Origin of the sequence: Bacteroides helcogenes P 36-108, assembly GCF_000186225.1 — a bacterium.
Taxonomy (GTDB): Bacteria; Bacteroidota; Bacteroidia; order Bacteroidales; family Bacteroidaceae; genus Bacteroides; species Bacteroides helcogenes.
The window spans coordinates 3,152,694-3,173,467 of the sequence record NC_014933.1 but is presented as its reverse complement, the minus strand read 5'-3'; the positions used below and the strand labels follow the sequence as shown (position 1 = coordinate 3,173,467).

12 protein-coding genes and 1 pseudogene are annotated in these 20,774 nt (G+C 44.1%); 4 read left to right on the top strand and 9 right to left on the bottom strand.

Translation table 11 applies throughout. The annotated features are described in order from the left end of the window. The first annotated feature begins 52 nt into the window (after positions 1-52). Positions 53-3,259, top strand: coding sequence for a TonB-dependent receptor (locus BACHE_RS13050; protein ID WP_013548180.1), 3,207 nt, complete (start codon positions 53-55; stop codon positions 3,257-3,259). A gap of 84 nt (positions 3,260-3,343) precedes the next feature. Here BACHE_RS13050 and BACHE_RS13045 read toward each other — a convergent pair whose 3' ends face one another. From BACHE_RS13045 to BACHE_RS13025, 5 genes are all read right to left on the bottom strand, one after another. Next, positions 3,344-4,426, bottom strand: coding sequence for an endonuclease/exonuclease/phosphatase family protein (locus BACHE_RS13045; protein ID WP_013548179.1), 1,083 nt, complete (start codon positions 4,424-4,426; stop codon positions 3,344-3,346). A 200-nt stretch (positions 4,427-4,626) separates the two neighbouring features. After that, entirely contained in the window at positions 4,627-5,580 is a 954-nt protein-coding gene (locus BACHE_RS13040) for a D-2-hydroxyacid dehydrogenase (protein WP_013548178.1), read from the bottom strand. Positions 5,581-5,612: 32 nt separating this feature from the next. After that, a complete protein-coding gene (locus BACHE_RS13035) occupies positions 5,613-6,881 on the bottom strand; it encodes a replication-associated recombination protein A (protein WP_013548177.1) in 1,269 nt (422 codons plus the stop codon). Between the two features lies 1 nt (position 6,882). Beyond that, positions 6,883-9,468 (bottom strand): DUF5686 and carboxypeptidase-like regulatory domain-containing protein, encoded by a 2,586-nt coding sequence (locus BACHE_RS13030; protein WP_013548176.1) that lies wholly within the window; start codon positions 9,466-9,468, stop codon positions 6,883-6,885. A 116-nt stretch (positions 9,469-9,584) separates the two neighbouring features. Then, positions 9,585-10,670 carry a UDP-N-acetyl glucosamine 2-epimerase gene (locus BACHE_RS13025; RefSeq protein WP_013548175.1) on the bottom strand — a complete coding sequence of 362 codons (1,086 nt, stop codon included), beginning with the start codon at positions 10,668-10,670 and terminating at the stop codon, positions 9,585-9,587. An 81-nt stretch (positions 10,671-10,751) separates the two neighbouring features. On the opposite strand from BACHE_RS13025, the gene BACHE_RS13020 reads away from it, so the two are divergent. Beyond that, positions 10,752-11,366, top strand: a complete 615-nt coding sequence (locus tag BACHE_RS13020) for a trimeric intracellular cation channel family protein (protein WP_013548174.1) — start codon at positions 10,752-10,754, stop codon at positions 11,364-11,366. Between the two features lie 132 nt (positions 11,367-11,498). Here BACHE_RS13020 and BACHE_RS13015 read toward each other — a convergent pair whose 3' ends face one another. Further along, positions 11,499-14,402 (bottom strand): M16 family metallopeptidase, encoded by a 2,904-nt coding sequence (locus BACHE_RS13015; protein WP_013548173.1) that lies wholly within the window; start codon positions 14,400-14,402, stop codon positions 11,499-11,501. Between the two features lie 274 nt (positions 14,403-14,676). On the opposite strand from BACHE_RS13015, the gene BACHE_RS13010 reads away from it, so the two are divergent. Both BACHE_RS13010 and BACHE_RS13005 read left to right on the top strand, forming a co-directional pair. Next, complete coding sequence (locus tag BACHE_RS13010) at positions 14,677-15,180, top strand: RNA polymerase sigma factor (RefSeq protein ID WP_013548171.1); 504 nt, start codon at positions 14,677-14,679, stop codon at positions 15,178-15,180. A gap of 180 nt (positions 15,181-15,360) precedes the next feature. Next, positions 15,361-17,136 carry an oxaloacetate decarboxylase gene (locus BACHE_RS13005; RefSeq protein ID WP_041579844.1) on the top strand — a complete coding sequence of 592 codons (1,776 nt, stop codon included), beginning with the start codon at positions 15,361-15,363 and terminating at the stop codon, positions 17,134-17,136. A gap of 80 nt (positions 17,137-17,216) precedes the next feature. Here the strand turns inward: BACHE_RS13005 and BACHE_RS18005 are convergent. The 3 genes and pseudogenes from BACHE_RS18005 to BACHE_RS12995 form a co-directional block, all read right to left on the bottom strand. Continuing rightward, positions 17,217-17,344, bottom strand: a pseudogene (locus BACHE_RS18005) (ATP-binding protein); the annotation flags it as partial. 837 nt (positions 17,345-18,181) lie between these two features. Further along, positions 18,182-19,375 carry a glycosyltransferase family 2 protein gene (locus tag BACHE_RS13000; RefSeq protein ID WP_013548169.1) on the bottom strand — a complete coding sequence of 398 codons (1,194 nt, stop codon included), beginning with the start codon at positions 19,373-19,375 and terminating at the stop codon, positions 18,182-18,184. A 126-nt stretch (positions 19,376-19,501) separates the two neighbouring features. Next, positions 19,502-20,704, bottom strand: a complete 1,203-nt coding sequence (locus BACHE_RS12995) for a BamA/TamA family outer membrane protein (RefSeq protein ID WP_041579412.1) — start codon at positions 20,702-20,704, stop codon at positions 19,502-19,504. Between the last annotated feature and the right edge of the window lie 70 nt (positions 20,705-20,774).

Here is a 20,774-nt window from a genome sequence, read left to right as displayed (position 1 = left end):
TTGCACTGTTTTCAATATAAATAACGTTTAACTGACTAATTTAAAAGGTATTATGTTAAAAAGAACAAGTTTCTTGCTTACAGTTGTACTGCTATTGGCGGTGGCTGTGGGTGTAAATGCACAAGTTACTACTTCGTCTATGGCGGGTAAAGTGACTGACTCGGCCAATGAGCCAATTATAGGTGCTACGGTTCAGGCCGTGCACGAGCCTTCGGGGTCGCGCTACGGAGCTATCACTAATGTGGACGGGCGTTATACTATACAAGGTATGCGTGCGGGCGGTCCTTATAAGGTAACTGTTTCTTATGTAGGATATCAAACGAGTGAGGCTAAAGGTATTACATTGCAATTAGGTGAGACTTTCCGCCATAATGTAGAAATGTCGGAGTCTTCCGAATTATTGGGTGAGGTTGTAATTACCGGTAAGTCCGGTGTTGATGCCACCAAGACCGGCGCTGCAATGCACGTGAGTGCTTCGGAAATAAATCGAATGCCTTCCATCAATCATGGTATTGCCGATGTGACTCGCCTGAACCCTCAGGTGCGTGTGACAAATGGTGGTGCTATGTATTTTGCAGGTACAAACAATCGTTACAACAGTTTCCAGATTGACGGTGCTATGAATAATGATGTGTTCGGTCTTACAGCTAATGGTTCTAATGGTGGCCAGGCAGGAACACAGCCCGTTTCCATGGAGACAATTGAACAGATTCAAGTCAATGTGGCTCCGTTTGATGTCCGCCAGTCCGGATTCACCGGAGGGTCTATAAATGCCATTACAAAATCCGGTACGAATGATTTTCATGGTACGATTTACGGTTTCGGTAATAACCAGCATCTTATAGGTAGCAAATACAGGATGATGAACGGCAAGACCAGTGACAAGTACATGGATCAGGATGAGTACAATGCCGGTATTACTTTTGGCGGTCCTATTATCAAGAATAAGTTGTTCTTCTTCGCTAACTACGAGAAGGCTAACCAGACATACCAAAGTCCTTATTCGATGGGAGCCACAGCTTCTAAAGTCGATGCCGCCGAAGCAACTGCTATCCTGAAAAAATTGCAGGAAATGGCTGCGGCTCAAGGTGTGGCTTACAACGGAAATTTGGATGGTTCCGATGTTTATACCAAATCAGACAAGGGTGGCTTAAAATTGGATTGGAATATTAACGATAAGCACAAAGCATCTTTCCGCTGGAGTCTTGTTTCTGCTAAGCAACTGAATAGTGCCAGCGGTGCTTCTGCTCTGAATGCTTCGGATTACAGTTATGATTTTGTTTCTAAGACCAATTCATTTGTTGCTGAACTGCAAAGCCGTTTCAATGAAACCATAAGCAATGAATTCCGCGCATCCTATGTGCGTGTACGCGATGAGCGCCAGCCCGGTGCTGCCTTTCCTATGATTTCCATCAGTAATGTGGGCAGTGGTACGCTGAATCTCGGCAACGAGCGTTCTTCTATGGCAAATGCTTTGAATCAGGACATTTATACCATAACGGACAACTTGAACTGGTACACAGGTAACCATACGTTTACTTTCGGTACACACAATGAACTTTACAGTTTCTCCAACTTGTTCATTCAGGACACCTACGGAACTTATTACTTCGGCAGTCCTGCTGATTTTTATAATGGCGTCATTAAGCAGTACCGCTATGGGCAGGCCAATACATCTGTAACAGGCGATCCCCGTTGGGCGCCTTCTTTCAGTGCCGGCCAGGTGGGGCTTTATGCACAGGATAAAATGAATGTGACGGATAATTTGGATGTAACACTGGGTGTGCGTATGGATGTTCCTTTATTTTTCGATACTCCGACAGAAAATGCAGAATTCAATACTTATGCAGCTTCTAAGGGATGGGGGTATAAAACGAACTCCAAGTTGAGCAGCAGTCCGATGTTCTCTCCGCGTGCCGGTTTTCGCTGGGATATCAATGGTAACAATAAGTACATCCTCCGTGGTGGCGTAGGTATCTTTACGGGACGTATTCCTTTTGTATGGTTAAGTAATAATTTCTCTAACACAGGTATTCAGCTTTCTACATATAATGTTTCGGTAAGCACTTCCAATCCCAATGCTACCAAGGATTTGTCAGTTATTCTTGACCCTTCCAAGCAGTCGCAAAATGCAGATAAGCTGAAAGCCAGTGGTTCACAGACCATCAATGTTTTCGATAAAGACTTCCGGTTTGCACAGAACTTGCGTGCCAACCTTGCTTTCGACTTTGAATTGGGGGGCATTAACTGGACTGCCGAGGCTATCTACTCCAAGACATTGAATGATATCTTGTATCAGAATCTGGCTTATGACTTGAATGGGAAGACTCTCTCTGACGTTGTGTCCGGTATGGATTTTGACAAACGTCCGATGTTGAGCAAATTATCAGATGCTTCTGCTTATAACGGTATTTACGCTCTATCTAATACGAGTAAGGGATATACCTATAACTTATCTTTGAAAGCTGAAAAGAAATTCGATTTCGGTTTGGATTTGATGGCGTCTTATGCATTCACAAAGTCTAAAACTGTGAATAATGGTACTTCTTCTGTTGCACAGTCCAATTGGCAGTACAATTATACTATCGGTAATCCGAATGCTCCAGAATTGGCAAACTCTGCATTTAATGTCCCTCATTCTATCCGTGTGGCTGCTTTCTATACCAAGAAATGGAAGGCAAATCGTTCTACTACTGTCGGTTTGATTTATACCGGTACATCGGGTATGCCTTATTCTGTTTACTATAATGGTGACTTGAACGGCGATAGCGGTTATAATGACCTGTTCTTTATTCCTACTGATGCCCAGATCGAAAAGATGCCGTTTGCCGATTATGTCAAAGATGGAAAAGTGGTTACTTCTGCTGCCGATCAGAAAGCAAACTTTAAGGCTTGGCTGGCAAATGACGAATATATGAAAGACCATCGCGGCGAATACTTTGAGCGTAATGCTGCCAATGAGAAGTTTGAGCATCACTTCGATTTTCACTTGGCACACACCATCAACTTCATGGTTGGCAAGAATAAGCGTGCTCTTGAATTCTCGCTGGATATCATGAATATCGGTAATCTGTTCAACGAAAAATGGGGACATACTTCTGCTTCCAATGGATATTATAGTCCGGTCGTTTATGGATACGACAAGAACACCAAGAGCAATTACTTCCAGTTTTTGCAGAAAGGCGACTATAACATGCGTTCTTACAGCGATTACTATTCTCGTTGGAGAGGCCAGGTTGGTGTGAAGTTCACTTTCTAAATAGGGAAGAATAACTTTTCGATATACAGACATGGGCTGTTCCAAATCTTTGGAACAGCCCATGTTGCATAAAAAGATGCACTGTCAATATCCCACTTCCATAATCACCGGATTGTGGTCGCTGCATAGATCCAGATCGGGTGAATAGTAGTCGATGCCTTCCAGCGTGGGCGAGTGAAAGATGTAGTCGATGCGCAGCAGTCCTTTGCCGTAGCGGTATGTATGCATGTAGCCGTGCCCGGCTGTGCGGAAACCGTCTTTCAGAAATTCACGCAGATGATAGTAGGTGTGTGAGGAAGGCAGTGAGTTGAAGTCACCGCATACCAATACGGGGTAGGGACTGTGCTTGGCGTAGTAGCTGATAATGTAGGTCTGCTCCGTACGTTTCACGAAGTTCTCGTGCAGGGTATATGCGGCGTCTTTTGCAGCATGCACTTCGCGGCGGGTGTCGTCTGCCTTCATCTCCCGTTCCCACTTGCGGCGTTTTTGGCTGACACTGGTGGTCTGCAAATGGTTGTTGAGCAGGCGGATGGTGTCTGTTCCCAAAGCGATGTCGCACATCATGCTGCAATTGGCGCTGCCTTGGTAAGTGATGAAGCGGTGTCCCGACAGGGGATAACGGCTGAACACGGCCATGGGAAGCACGCCACGGATGGAATCGTCATTGGGGATGAGTGCATAAGGCCAATGTGACAATGCTCGGCGGATGCTGTCCATCGGGAAGTCCTCGTTGTCGTCAAATTCTTGGAAGCAAAGCACATCCACGCCCTCCCGTTCCATGAAGCGGGCTATCTCCTTGCAAGAGTAGCCGGTCACTTCGTAGCCAAAGTCCTGCACGTTATAGGTAGCTATTTTCAGGTACTTGCCGCCGGGGATTTTCTCCTTGCTGCCGTTCAGTTGGATGACGGAGCTCAGATACGTCCAGTTGCAGCATATCGCCACGAGTGGAACCACAGCCCAGCATTTGCGTGCAAGTGCCCAGCATAGCGCGACAATCAGGTTGACGATTAACAGTACCGGTACGGCCAGCCCCAGCAATGGCATGACGACAGAGTTTGCGGGATCTACGTTTCCCGAAAACCCGGCAACGATGGTGACAGACGCCAGCACAAAGGTAGCGGCCGTCAGGCAGATATAGAATAGTCCTTTGACAGCAGATTTTCCCATATTCGGTATCAGTGGAAAGATGTTTTATACTTGTTGTAAAAGTCTGTCCTATAAGGCATAAAGTTGCTACTTACAGGTTGCAAAGTTATTACTTATAGGACATAAACTCTGTTCGCAGCGCGCGAACGGACAAACGCAATGCCCGAACGGATATTTGTGCGGCCCGGATATACGTTTGCAACGTCCGAATGCAGCTTGCTTTATTTTACTACGTTTACCGGCTTTCCTGCTATGTAGGCTTTGATGTTTTCCAGCATAATCTGCATCAGACGCTCGCGGGCCGCGGTACTTGCCCAGGCTATGTGCGGGGTGATGTAGCAGTTTTGGGCTGTGAGCAGAGGATTGTCGGCGCGGGGAGGTTCTTGAGAAAGCACATCCAGTCCGGCAGCATAGATGATGTGGTTGTTCAGGGCATCGGCGAGGTCTTGTTCGTTGACAAGCGGGCCGCGTCCGGTATTGATAAGGATAGCGGAAGGTTTCATCATTTTCAGCCGTTCGGCATTCACCAGTTCGCGGGTGGAGTCGGTGAGGGGGCAGTGCAGGCTGATGATGTCGCATTCGCGGAAAAGTTCGTCCAGTTCCATCTTTCGGATTTCGGGAGGGAGCTGGAAGTTTGTCTTTGAAGTGAAGGCGCATATTTGCATTCCGAAGCCGATGGCAATGCGGGCGGTGGTGTAACCGGTGTGCCCCAGACCCACAATACCGAGCTTCTTGCCGCGAAGTTCGATAAGCGGCGTGTCTCGGAAACAGAAGTCTTTGCTGGCCGTCCAACGTCCTTTATGCACTTCTTCGGAGTGGTGTTGCACTTGCTGGGCGATGTTGAGGATGTGTGCAAAGACCATCTGTGCAACGGAGTCTGTGCTGTAAGCCGGAATATTGGTTACCACAATGCCGCGTTCTTTGGCTGCCGCAGTATCAACGATGTTATATCCGGTGGCAAGTACGCCGATATATTTCAGTTCGGGCAGAACAGCCATGTGCTCGGCTGTAAGGACTGTCTTGTTGGTCAGCAGGATTTCTGCACCTGCTGCGCGCTCCAGTATTTCTTCGGGGGAGGTGCGGTCATAGATGGAACATTCTCCCAACGCTTGCAGTTCGTCCCAGCAAAGGTCACCGGGATTGGCGGCGTAGCCGTCTAATACTACTATTTTCATGTTTTATAAATTATAATTTGTTGTCTATGATTTCAGAATCTTTCTTTTCCCCACAGTTGCTGCATCCTTTCCTTATGTTTTTGTTCGGCGGCATTGGCTTGAGGTTCCCAGATGCGGCGGTTTTTCAGTTCGTCGGGCAAGAATTGCTGCTTGACGAAATTACCGGGATAGTCATGGGCGTATTTATAGTTGTCTCCGTAGCCCAACTGTTTCATTAGTTTGGTGGGAGCATTGCGCAGATGCAACGGAACCGGCAGGTTACCGGTTTCGCGTACAAGCTCCAGAGCCTGGTTGATGGCCATGTAGGCCGAATTGCTTTTGGGGCTTGTGGCAAGGTAGATGGTGGCTTCCGCCAATGGGATGCGTCCTTCGGGCCATCCCACTTTCATGAGAGTGTCGAAACAGGCATTGGCAATGAGTTGTGCATTGGGGTTGGCCAGGCCGATGTCTTCGGATGCCGAGATTACAAGGCGGCGGGCTATGAAGGCAGGATCTTCACCACCTTCCACCATGCGTGCCAGCCAGTAGATGGCTCCGTCCGGATCACTGCCGCGAATGGACTTGATAAAAGCAGAGATGATGTCATAGTGCATTTCTCCGTCCTTGTCGTATGCCAGGGGATTCTGCTGAAGTCGTTCGGTTACCATTTCGTCTGTAATGACAACCGGATCATCTGCTTCAGACTCTACTACGAGTTCGAGTATATTTAAGAGCTTCCGCGCGTCCCCGCCACTGAAACGGAGCATGGCGGTGGTTTCTTTCAGTTCGATTTTTCTTTCTCTCAGTACGGCGTCGGTAGTGACGGCCCGTTGCAGCAGTTCCAGCAGATCGTCTTTTTCCAATGACTTCAGCACGTAGAGCTGGCAGCGTGAAAGCAGGGGACGTATTACTTCGAAGGAGGGATTTTCAGTCGTAGCGCCTATCAGAGTCACCGTACCTTGCTCTACTGCTCCTAACAGTGAGTCTTGCTGTGACTTGCTGAAGCGATGAATCTCATCAATGAATAGGATGGGGCTTGCCTGTGAAAAGAAGCGGTTGCCTTTGGCGCGCTCTATTACATCGCGTACATCCTTCACCCCACTGGTTACGGCGCTGAGTGTATAGAAGGGCGTGTCGAGTTTGTTGGCTATGATTTGTGCCAATGTGGTTTTTCCAACTCCGGGAGGCCCCCACAAAATGAATGAGGAAATGCGTCCTGCATCAATCATCTTGCGCAGCACAGCACCCGGTCCTACCAAATGCTTTTGGCCGATGTACTCTTCTAATGTCTTGGGCCGAAGCCTTTCTGCTAATGGAGCCACTTTAAAATATCATTAATATCATAAATCGTATGCCGTCTTTCTTTACTCCCGGTATGTCGGTGTAGGTCAGTCGGCGCACATATTCAATATGCAGTAATTTGAATATATTATAGATACCTATACTTGCTTCAAGATAAGGGGTTTTGCCCATCACGTAGCTGGTAGGTATGCCATTGCGTGTGGGGAAAAGGAACAAATCGGAGTTGTCGCTCTTGTACGGATTGTTCTTGTCGGTCAATGTACCCCAAAGTCCACGGATGCGGAATGTTTCACGCCATTTTAACTTCTTGATAAGGGGAATACGGTTGAACAATTTGCCATTCATGTCATACGTCAGGGCGAGTGAGGCATAACGGTCGTTCAGGAACTCCATATTGTTGATGAGGTTGAAGGATTCATTATGCTGCGTGATATATGAAAGGTTTGCCATGGGCAGGTTCAGCAGGGGGAACGGAACGGTGTTCCATTGGGCGCCGGCACGGGCTGTGATATCTATTTTACCCCATGAGCCGAACCAAAAACGCTTGCGCATGCTGGCTTCCGTTAGATTGAAGTTATATTCGCCTCCCAAAACTCCCTTGAAGCCTGCTGTATGAGAAAGGCTGAATATCGGCGCGTCCAGTGATACGGGAACACGGCGCTGCTTGGTGTTGACGAAAGTTTCGCCGGGAGCGTAACGCAGGGTTACTCCCAATTCGGTCGTGGTAATATCGTGTACCAATGTGTTCTTGTCATCCCATGTGCCAGGAACGCTGCCGTTGTTCTTCCAGTATTGCAGGATACCTGCAGGCTGGTCATTGCGATGGCGTGCCATGGCCTGGATGGAGAATCCTGCATTGGTTTCCAGTTCGTAGGTCAGGGTAGCGTCGCGCATGTACGACATTTGGTCAACTGTGGTCCACTTCCAGCCCACAAATACGTTGTCTTTGTCCGTTGCGAGATACTTGTCCATGGGCGACATCACATCGTAGGTATATTTGAAAGCAAGGTAATGTTTCGGAAACTCCCACAATACATATTCGCGCTTGTTGAAAGAGTAGGCTGCTTCACCGGAGTAGAACCATTTTTTGTCTTTCGTTCCGTATGCCCCATAGCCGCTGAAACTCCAATGCGGGTCGAGGTTGCCGGTAGTCATGCCGCTTAAGCGGAAGCGTGTACCGTTTACGTAGTTACTGGTAATCATTGTATTGATAGGTCCGAGGTCAAACTTACTGGGATGTTTCTTGCTGCCTGTTTCCACAAAATTCTCGATCAGGGCTTTTGCTCCGAAGATGACATATTTGAAGCCTGGTATCTGTTCGATGCGGTTCATGAACACGTCCATAGTACTCTCTTTCTTGGTGAGTGGCACTTGGCGCACTTGTGCCCAATATTCATCGCTTTTAGATAGCATATTAGCTTCCTTGATGACATTCCCTTTCAGGCGGAAAAGCCGGGGCTCTATTTCATCGAATTTGTAGTCGGTGTATTTAGTGGTGCGTTCTACTTCCAATCCCTGAATACCTTTTACGAAAGCAAGTTCAACGGTCATGTCGTCATCGGTCAGCACCCAGTTGTTGTCGGGAAGTTGTTCATACTGCTGTACGATGTCAAGGTTTTCCACGAAATTAACTCCTGTCTTTTTAGGTAATTTCATGGTACACTTCTTTACGGCGTATGTAGAATCTTTCACAACATAGAGGTGTCCTGTAAATCCGAAGTCTTGTGGATTCTGCGGAACGAAGGTAAGGTGCACGCATTCTTGCTTATCCACCATCAGGGTGTCCATCAGGTAGTATTTATAGAAACTGATGGCTCCGCGTCCGATGGGGCTGACAAAGCGTCGTTGCAGCAGCCGGATATCATCATCGTAAATATTAATTTCAGAAAACACATCTGTCAGGATGGTTCCCAGCATATCTCCGGTACTGAAGAACTCTTCGATGCCGGTGGAATTCATGCCTTCGATGATTGTCTTTTCGCTCTTGGGGCTTTTGCGATAGATGGTCTTGGATGCTGTCTCCTTGATGGAGATAGGAAGGATCATCTTGTCGGTTTTGGGTGAAACCTCCACTTGGTCTTTGAAGAATGAAAATTTCTTGTAGATTCCTTTTTCCATCTTATCCGGTGTGACATCATTGATGGACATCTTCATTTTTTCATACTTCTGGTATTGGTAATAGTCGTTTTCTTCCAGCTTCAGGGCCTTCTTGTTATCGATAACCTTCTTCATGAACTCTACGGCTGGATTGTTTTTTCGGGAGTATTTCTCTTTCTTGGGCTTCACTACGACTTCAGACAGCATGACATCGTCCGACATCATCTTTACATTCAAGATTTTGGTTCCCGGAGCGAATTTTACTTTTTTGGTAATATAGCCTACGGCTGAAAAGGTCAGGACATCCCAACCTTTATGTGCTTCGACCTGGTATTCTCCTTTTCCGTTGGATATTGCGCCTACCCCTTTGCCTTCATATTGTACGGTGATGTACATCAACGGTTCATGGGTAAGGGAGTCTGTAATAACACCTTTGATCTGTGCAGATGTGCCGATGGAGGCAAACAAAGATAGCAGAAAAAAAATGAGGGTAATATGTCGTTGCTTCATATACTATTATGTAAATCAGGCTGCAAAGTTAACAATTTACTGTTAATCGAGAAGCAAAAAGAAGTTATTAATGATTAGGAATTAATGATTAAGGGTTAAGGATTAGCTTTTAATCCTTAACCCCTGATAAGCGTCTGTACAATCCGTTCCGCAGTTCGTCCATCCCAACGGTCGGGCAGGGTGGCATGTTTCCATTCACCTTTCAGTAACTTGTCGAGTGACGTGGAGAGGGCAAAAGTGTTTTCGCCTACCAGTTCGTTGGTTCCTATACGCCAGGTTTCGGGATGTTCGGCATAAGTGTTGAGGGTGATGCAAGGGACATCGAGGAAAGTGGCTTCTTCGGCAATGTTGCCGGAGTCGGTGACGATGCCTTTGGCCTGATTGATGAGGAAACCGAAATGCAGATAGCTTTGCGGTGGCAGAATATGCAGGTTGGGAGCATTCAGTTCCAATGACTTGACGGCACGCTCTACGTATGGATGTAGGGGGGCGATGACGGGCATGCCATTGGCTTTCTCAATCACAGTCTGTAAAAGAGAGTGCAATACGGCTTTCTTTTCCAGCAAGTCATGTCGGTTGAGTGTAAGCAGGAGGTAGTTGCCTTTACGCAGACCAAGGGTGGAGAACCATAAAGGTTGTATCAGACGATGGCGGTTGTATCGGATGGTGTCTATCAGGATATTTCCTACGTAATGAATATACTCCGGTATCATGCCCTCCTGATTAAGATTGCGGTTTGCTACCATGCCGGCAGTGAAAAGGTAATCGGAAATGGCATCTACAATAGTGCGGTTTACCTCGCGTGGCATGTTCATATCGAAAGAACGGGTTCCGGCAATGACATGTGCCACTTTCAATCCCCGTTTCTTGGCAACGATGGCACAACTCATGGTTGCCGTCATGTCATCTACCACAAGTATTACCTGCGCGGGGTGGGCATTCAGCTCTTTTTCGAAAGCGAGCATGATTTCTGCCGCTACCTGCGAATGGTCGTGCCCGCTGACGCCAAGATAGGCATCTGGTTTTCTTAGAACGAGGTCGGAAAAAAGGGAGGCATCCAGACTGGTGTCATTTTGAGGCCCTGTATAAATCAGGCGATAGGATATTTCTTTTCCCGCTTCTCTGGCTGCGTCGATGGCACGGCAGATAGGCGCTATTTTCATAAAGTTGGGGCGTGCACCCGATACAATGGTAATTTTCATTTCAAATATTTTAAATGATGAGGCAAAAATACGTTTTCTTAGGGAAATTATTTGTTACTTTGCCGATAAATTAACTTAGATATGCCAACATTTGTTCAAATACTCGATTTTATAGGTACATTTGCTTTTGCTATCAGTGGCATACGCTTGGCTTCGGCAAAGCGTTTTGACTGGTTCGGAGCATACGTTGTAGGGTTTGTTACCGCTATTGGTGGTGGTACGATACGTGATTTGCTACTGGATGTCACTCCCGGCTGGATGACTGATCCTATCTATCTGATCTGTACGGGACTTGCTTTGCTGTGGGTTATCTTCTTCGGAAAGTATCTTATTCATTTGCACAATACGTTTTTTATTTTCGACAGTATAGGTTTGGCACTCTTTACAGTGGTAGGTGTGGGCAAGAGTCTTGCGCTGGGATATCCGTTTTGGGTAGCCATTATCATGGGTAGCATTACCGGTGCGGCCGGAGGTGTGATACGTGATGTATTTATTAATGAGATTCCTTTGATTTTCCGAAAGGAGATTTATGCAATGGCGTGTGTGGTGGGTGGAACCGCTTATTGGGGGTGCAGCCTTTGGGGATTGGAGCCTTTTCTTTGCCAGATTGTGGGCGGGGTGACGGTATTTATTACCCGAATCTTGGCTGTGAAGTATAAGATTTGCTTGCCCACTCTTTCGGGAGCTGAGGAATAGAATGGAGATTGATGGTAGTAGGACAATGTCCCGTTTTTAGGTTATTGTCCGGTCTTTTATATTGAAAAAGTGCATCTCAAAAGCTTTATGTCTGCTTCTTCTGAGATGCACTTTTTATTTGGGGATTAGTTATCAGAACATTGTGTCTTTTGTATTGAACAACTTGCGTTCATTGACTTTTACCACCTTGCCATATTTCTCTAATCTTTTCAGATCAATATCTTTCGGATTGCCCATGATTCCGATAGCGTATGGCTTTCCCTTGATGTTTTCTTCGTAGAACTTCACGATATCATCAAAAGTCAATGCGTCTATTTTCGGAAGGTTTTCTTTTGCCGGATCTCCCTCATAGCCCATTTGCCGGTACATCTTGAGGACACGTGCTTTGTACCGAAAGTCCGGGTGTGAGCTTAGAGCTTCCTGCCGCATATAGCTTTTTATATTGTCTATGCGTTCGGCATTTTTCGGCATATTATTGACGAGTTCCATAAATACATCTACGGCATCATTGGCTTTGTCATTTTGCGTGCCGATGCTTCCTATCATGTAGGTTTGGTTTCCCAATACTTCGGGGGTTGCGATATAAGCTCCGGCTGTGTAGGCCATTGAACGCTTTTCGCGGATCTCATTAATTACCAAGCCATTGAATCCTCCTGAGAAGTATTGATAGAAAGCATTACGAAGAACATCGTCCTGCTTGTCATATTTCTGCATAGGCAGGTAGAAAGAAATTTGGGCTTGCTCTGCATCAGAGTTCGGTAAAAAGTAGATTGTATTTTCTGTCACTGATGCCAATGGAGTGTCTTGAGGAGATTGGCTGGGACGTTCATTGGCGACTAATGGCAGATTTTTACTTAATATTTCATAAGCATTGTCGAATGGTAAAGTGCCGCAATAAAATATCTCTGCTTCATAATTAGCAGCGCGGTTGATGTCACCCGTCAGTTCGGAGATTTGTAGTTCATAAACTTCTTTGTCAGTCAGCTCGTTAATATAGTTTGACTTATCCTGATGGCGTATGTATTGGGTCAGGGCATTTGCCAGTAAATTGACGTTTTCTTTACGTTGTTGGCGACTTCCCAGTATAGATCCTTTGATACGGCTCAATTGCTTGTCGTCCAGTTTGGGCATCAATATCTGACGGGCAAGGAGTTGGCAGGCTTGTGGCAGTGTTTCTTCATAACCTCTCATGGTGATATAGAGATAATTGTCGTCAGCATTCACGGAACAAGTTGCATTGAGCTTGCTCATTTCCTCTTTTAATTGTTGAGGCTCGTAAGCACCCATAATTCCGGCGTTGTTCATTAGTTCTGCTGCAATGCCCAATTTGGGGAGTTCGTGTTCTCCTACACCATATCTCAAAGTCAGGCTGAATATGTTATTTTCCGGATTCTTGGTATAGTACATTTTCGAACGGTCATTCAGTTTCTTGATTTGTACATCGCTGAAGTCTATGAACTTTTCATCCACTTGCCCGATAGGCATATTTTTGAACTGTATGGCATAAAGTGATTGTTTACCGACAGGAGGTTCAATAGGCTTATAGCCCGGTTTTTTGATTTTGTTTTCTTCTTTATTTTTGCCTTTTTCAATGTAAAGCGCCAAGTAGTTGTCAGACAGATATTGCTTGGCTACACGTTTGATGTCTTCATTGGTGATGGCCATGATCTCATCTTTATAGTTTAGCACCTTGCCTAAATCTGTTTCATTGATAAAAGCATTCATCAATTCATTGGCTCTGTTTTCATTGAATTCCATCTGCAGATCGTAGTCACGGCACATATTGTTTTTGATGGCTTCTACCGCCCAGTTCTCGAATTCACCGTTGGCTATTTGCTGGATTGCTTTCAATGCTTTCTTTTCCGCACTTTTGTTTGACTCGAAACGGCGTTGGTTTTCATCGTATAAAGGAATCACATTGATGACGTTGCGGCCTTGTTCTCTGAATGTCATGGGGGTGGATACTCCGCTGGTAAGCTCGCCGTCAATAACCAGCTTGTTCAAAGTGCCTGTATTGCTGCTGTTGGATAGCAAATCCATGGCTATTTCCAGTGCTTTCTCGTCCGGATGCCCGGCAGGTACACCTTTATATACCAAATATACGCTGGGATAGTAGCCTATTTTTGCATTATATTGCGTACGTCCTTTAATGTCTAAGTCGGAGTATTTTTTTCGTTCGGGAGTCTCTTTCTTGGGCAGACGTCCGAATGCGGCATTGATTCGTCCGCTGATTTGCCGGGCATTGACATTACCGACCAAAATCAGTACCATGTTTTCTGGCGTGTACCATGTGTTGTAATATTCGATAAGCTTGCTCAAGCGTGGGCTTTTCAAATGTTCGGGCAGTCCTAATACGGAACGTGAATACGGATGTCCTTCGAATGCTTTGCTTAATAGAAATTGTTGTTGTACTCTGCCCGGATTGTCCTGACCACGGTTGTATTCTTCATATACGGTTTCCAGTTCGGATTGGAAAGTGCGGAATACAGGATTGATGAAGCGATTTGAAGAAATTTCCAGCCATTTGTTGATTTGGAAGGCAGGAAATGAGTTGTAATAGATTGTATAGTCATAACTTGTTCCGGCATTCAATCCTTTGGCTCCCATACTTTCCATCAGGTTGGAAAATTCATTGGATACGCTGACTTTACCGGCTTCAATGGTCAGTTCGTTGATTTCTTTTCCGATGACTTCTTTCTTTATCGGATCGGTTTCATCGGCCATTTCATCATATTTGGCAATGATTCTCTTATAAATAGGCTCTTCGGCAGCCCAGTCAAGCGTACCGATTTTGTCTGTACCTTTAAACATTACATGCTCCAGATAGTGTGCAAGCCCGGTGTATTCGGCCGGATCGTTTACTGCTCCGGTGCGCACGCCAACGGCGCCATACACGTCTGATTTCGTATTGTCTTCCCATATATATACGGAAAGACCGTTTTTCAATTTGAAAGCCTTTAGTCCTTGCCCGAAAGAGGGGAGGGAAATGGCAAAGGCAGCCAACAGAAGGATTGGTTTTAACTTGAATGATTTCATGAAATAAAGTGTTTTTATGGCATAAAAGTGTTTTTCTTATATGCGTAGGCAAATCTATAAAAAAATCACAAAAGAACTTACGGAAATCTCGGAAAAAGATAGTATTTTACTGAAAATAGTACCTGAGAACTATCAAAAAAGGGGGTGCAAATTATCAATTGACAGTTTTCACCCCTAATAAAAATTATATTCCATCCGTCAAATTCTATAATCTTCTTTATACTTGCAATCAGAAACCTAAGCCATTAATAATCATTAAAAAAAGAAGCAGAGTATGAATACTTACAGTTTTAGAAAAGATTTACTTGCAGTACAAGAAGAACTGCTCCGCTTTGCATACAAGTTGACTGCCGACCGGGAAGAAGCGAATGATTTGTTGCAGGAAACCTCTCTGAAAGCATTGGACAACGAAGATAAATTTCAACCTGACACTAACTTCAGAGGATGGATGTACACTATAATGCGTAATATCTTTATCAATAATTATCGGAAAATAGTGCGTGAGCAGACATTTGTTGATCAGACTGACAACCTGTATCATTTAAGTATGCCGCAAGATTCCGGATTTGCAAGTACGGAAAGTGCCTATGACCTGAAAGAAATGCACCACATTGTAAACTCTTTGCCGCGTGACTATAAAGTTCCTTTCTCTATGCATATTTCAGGTTTTAAGTATCGGGAAATAGCAGAACGCCTCGGTTTGCCACTTGGAACAGTAAAGAGCCGCATATTCTTTACACGGCAGAAATTGCAGGAAGAGTTGAGGGATTTCATTTAAAAGAGCATCAGATTTTAGGGGTGAGAATCTCTTTTAATAACTGATTTTTCTTGCAATATGATATAAAACATGTCTTTTAGCTTAAACTTTTAAGGATTGTTCTTGACTATATGTCGGAATAATCCTTTATATTTGTATATGTTAAGTTAACCGAAGAAAAATCACTTATTACTGACTATGATGAAAAAGGAAATTAAATTCAGTCTTGTTTATCGGGACATGTGGCAGTCTTCCGGTAAATACCAACCCAGGGTTGACCAGTTGGTACGTATAGCTCCGTTGATTATTGAAATGGGCTGTTTTGCGCGAGTTGAAACCAATGGAGGAGCCTTTGAACAGGTAAACCTTTTATATGGTGAAAACCCTAATAAGGCTGTTCGTGCTTTTACTAAACCTTTCAAAGACGCGGGTATTCAGACACATATGCTTGATCGTGGATTAAATGCATTGCGTATGTATCCTGTTCCCGCAGATGTACGCCGGTTGATGTACAAAGTTAAATATGCCCAAGGTGTGGACATTACCCGTATTTTCTGCGGCCTGAATGAGACGAGAAATATTATTCCTTCCATCAAATATGCTTTGGAAGCCGGCATGATACCACAAGCCACACTCTGCATTACTTATTCTCCGGTGCATACTGTTGAGTATTATGCTGAAATAGCCGATAGGTTGATAGAAGCAGGAGCGCCCGAAATCTGTCTGAAGGATATGGCAGGTATCGGTCGTCCGGGTATGCTGGGACGGCTGGTGAAGACTATCAAGGAGAAGCATCCTGAAGTGCTGATACAGTATCATGGTCACAGTGGTCCGGGATTGTCTATGGCTTCAATTCTTGAGGTCTGTGAGAATGGTGCGGATATTATAGACGTAGCTATGGAGCCTATGTCATGGGGAAAAGTTCATCCTGACCTAATCTCAGTGCAAGCCATGTTGAAAGATTTGGGCTTTCAGGTTCCTGAGATTAACATGAAGGCATATATGAAAGCACGTGCTATGACACAGGAGTTCATTGATGATTTTTTGGGCTGTTTCATGGATCCTACTAATAAACATATGTCTTCACTTTTGTTGAAATGCGGTTTGCCCGGTGGTATGATGGGCTCTATGATGGCAGATTTGAAGGGGGTACATTCGGGTATCAATATGATATTGAGAGGTAAGAATGAACCTGAATTGAGCATTGACGATCTGCTTGTCATGCTTTTCGACGAAGTGGAATATGTATGGCCTAAACTCGGTTACCCTCCTTTGGTAACTCCTTTCAGCCAATATGTGAAAAATGTGGCATTGATGAATGTCATGCAATTGGTGAAAGGCGAAGGGCGCTGGACAATGATAGACAATCATACTTGGGATATGATTCTGGGTAAGAGTGGACGTCTTCCGGGGAATCTTGCACCGGAGATTGTGGAACTTGCCAAAGCCAAGGGGTTTGAGTTTGTTGATACTGATCCTCAGTTGAACTATCCGGATGCTTTGGATGATTATCGTAAAGAAATGGATGAGAACGGTTGGGAATATGGAGAAGATGATGAGGAACTGTTTGAACTGGCCATGCACGACCGCCAGTACCGTGATTACAAATCGGGTGTAGCGAAGAAACGTTTTGAAGACGAATTACAGCGTGCCAAAGATGCTGTTATGGCAAAAAGTGGTTATTCGGAAGAAGATATCAAGAAATTGAAGCGTGCTAAGGCCGATCCGGTCATTGCTTCTGCCAATGGACAAGTGCTTTGGGAAGTCTCTGTGGAAGGACCTTCTTCAGCTCCATTCATAGGACGTAAGTATCAGCACGATGAGGTTTTCTGTTATCTTTCTACTCCTTGGGGAGAATACGAGAAGATATTGACCGGATTTACCGGGCGTGTGGTTGAAATTTGTGCCCCGCAAGGAAGCAATGTGCACAAAGGTGATGTGATAGCCTATATTCAAAGGAGTGATATTTTTGCATAATGTTTTATTTCATCCATTTCTCTAAAACTGTTTTCAGCATCCTTATTTTTTTCAACGGACACAGCATTGGAAGGCTTTTCTTTTTTTGAGGCGGATATCAAAGGAAGGGTGAAAGTGAATGTAGCTCTTTTCCCATTTCGGAATAGACGGATATGTTGCCTCCCAATTGTTCGATAATGGTTTTGCAGATGGATAATCCTGTTCCTGTATCAGAAACATAGAATAAACATACACCGACCTATACAGCCGCAAAGAAAAGGCAGGGAGATGAAGCTATAATTGTTTTATATCGCTGGAAAACAATAAAAAAAGTACCGTTCATGATGCTTTGTGAATGGCACTTTTTTTATAACAGCGAAAACCGCTGATAGCATAACGTTCAAGGGGTGTCCCTTGTTGTTTGCCAGTTGCACAAACGGGTATTGTTTTGCCCGTTTGATTCAGGCATATATGACAGAAAATGACTTGTCAAATCATCCTGAATTTGAAACTTTCAGACAAATACTGGTTTGTTTCAAGAGCGCGCGTGAAAACTCGTACCGGAACGAGCGAGAAGACAGACGCATAAAACATTATATTGCGATTTTAAAAAAGAGTTGAGAAAATCCGTTCAAAAGAATTAAGAAAAAATCGCACTGGATATATATCTTGTGTCTTTATCTCGGAAACAATAAAGATAAAAAAGCCTTGGCAGGAATCCTTTTCTGAATCAATGCTAACAACAAAGTAAAGAGCATCTACAAATTTTCTCGTAATGGCTATGTGACATTAAAAATCGATGAATATGACGAGCAAGGGAATATAATAAAAGCAAACAAGGAAGATCCAGTTGTAAATACTTTCTTAAACTCCGGATGGAATTCTTGGTAGGTAGCCGGAGGTATCACCCTGAACAGGTTTTTGCCCAGTAGTTTTCCTCCTTCAAAAACCAGAAATTTATACCATTTACTGCAATGTCTTTTAGGTGTCCGATGTCAATTTTAATAGCCTTTCGGCATTATCTGCATTTTTCAGAATGCTTTTCATGCTCTTTCAGTATTTAGATTTATGCTCTTCTGGCTTTCTCCCATGCACCGTTTGTGTTGTCTTTTCGTTTGTGCAGGTAATTGAATCCTCTTATTACATTGATATTCATAAAAAGAAAATAATAAGGAATAAATAGTATCTTGTTTTTGACATGTTTTGTTGAGAGGTAATATCCCCAACTTCCCATTAGGTAAAATAGGGCTTGCAACAGCCAGATAATTGCGTACAATAAAGGAGTGTCTGTCGTAAAAATGAGAATTGCGTTGAGAGGAAGTAGTAGGAACAATAAGATGGGGGTAAGCGACCAACGCAATACTCTATGGGAAATATATTGGAAACTGAATATGCCGTAGCGGAATGGATTTAGTAGAGGGCGCAGACGCCAGATAGACTGCAAACCGCCGGCAGCAATGCGCACCTTGCGCTTTTCTTCTTCATTCATATTTGCCGAGCCATTTTCTATGGCATAAGCATTGGCACAATAGGCAATTGTATATCCTTGCATGACAATATGCAGGGAGAGGATAAAATCGTCAAGTAGAGTATCTGTCTTCATCTCTTTGAACAATTCACTACGAATGGCGAATAATTCGCCTGCTGCGCCTACTGTTGAATATAGACGGGAATCGAGTGCCTTGAGGGCGGATTCGTACTTCCAGTACATACCTTCTCCACCAGAAGCTGCATTGTTTTGAGAACATGCTGCTATGCGTTTTTCTCCCGCTACACAACCTACTTCAGGATTTGTAAAAGCATGTACAATCTCACGCAGAGCTGCACGGTTAAGATTAGTATTGGCATCAGTAAATACGACAAGCGGAGTCTTGACAAGTCGCATTCCCCGGTTGAGGGCATCGGTTTTCCCTTGACGTTCAGGTTGGTGTAGTACAGTAACTTGTGTCCAATGGGAAAGATATTCGTTTGTGCGGTCATCGCTGCCGTCTGTTACCCATAAAATATGGAGTTTATCCATGGGATAATCCAGAGATAGGCAATTGCTCATTTTTTCATTCACTACGTTTTCTTCATTGTAAGCGGCTATAAATAAAGTGAGTTCCGGCAGATCTGTGTCAGTCGGCATGTGGTGTTTGGCGGTTGTTTTATGAAAGCATTCTTTTATCTTAACGAGTACATATAGCAGAATGCCATATCCTATATATGTGTAGCATACAATAAAGACACTTATCCAAAAGAGTATTTCGCAGACTTTCATTGCATCAGATTAATATATTCTGTTTGTTAAAAAAATAAATTATCAGCCAAAAGTATGGATAATCTTTTTCTGTTGCAAGAAAAAGTTTGAAAAACAGCATAAAGTCGTTCACACTGCAATAAAGAGCTAAAATGCTTCAGTCATGTTGAAATAAAATAAAGTCTGTTTGTTGACAGTGTTTTTCCCTAAGTCCAGGCGGACGTTCATGCGGGGTTGCACTTCAATGCGCAGCCCCATGCCATAGTTGGGTAGCACACCTTCTATCTTTCCGGGGGTGGGTCCCATGAAGCCGCATCCGGTCCATGCCACAAAACCTATATGATGGAGCATGCGCTCTATCCATGTATTGCGGTTGGTATTAATCATTTGGCGATATTCTGCCATAACTATGTGTGAAGACTTATCCCGGTATTGTCCCATGTAGTAGCCGCGGAGATCAAATGGTGTTCCGGTAAGTGAATATTGTGTAAGAGGAACATTGCCGAAAACATCTTTGGTCTGTGCTGTCCAGGCAAGTATTTTACGGTTACCAAGAGATTTGTATTGGCGATAGTCTATTTCCAAACGGTAGAAAGTTCGGTCGCTACCTATGAATTTGGTGTACATCATGCCCCGAAAGTCCAGATAGATTCCTCTGTAAGCATTGGCAGGTACATCGCGACTATCGTAAGTCATAAGGAAACCGATTCCGGAATTAAAATTCTTATATCCTTTGGCAGTGCCTCCAGCAGTTTTGTATGCAGTTTCAGTAATGAGAAGTTTTGCAGGTTCAGTCAAATGATCATAGTTGATGTCAATTTGAGGTCCGGCAAAGAAATTACTGTTTCCAAGGCGGAATAAGAACCAAGGGTTAATTTGTATGCCACTGTAGCGGTATTTACTGGTACTGTCACTGCGTTCATAGCTTTTATTGGTATTGTAGCCAATGCCGTAAAAATTTTCTTCTGTATTCTTATAGCTAAATTTCCCAAAGATACGAAAACAATCGCCCTTAAAGAAAAGTTGCGGTTTAGAGAATATATTTACACCTCCATTGAACATGAATGCAACTGCCATGGGTACTATCGAGCGTAACTGTGTCGTGTCACCGGGATTCATGCGGAAGGTTATTAATGCGCTTCCGCCAATTAAAGCTCCAAAATCGGGAGTATAACTTGGACCGCCTAAGATGTTATAATGAATATTCCTGCGTGCTACTTTTTGTTTGCGCAATTCTTTTTTTATTGAAATAGAAGAACTATCGGTTATTGCGGTATTTTCTTGTTCTCGGGCAGAAAGATTACCTGTGCCCAGTATTAATGTAATTATACTTAGTATGTATTTCTTCATGATTATATGAAATGTGAATGCAAAGAAAACTGTTTTAATTGGAAAAGTTTTCACGTGGATTGACAATAAA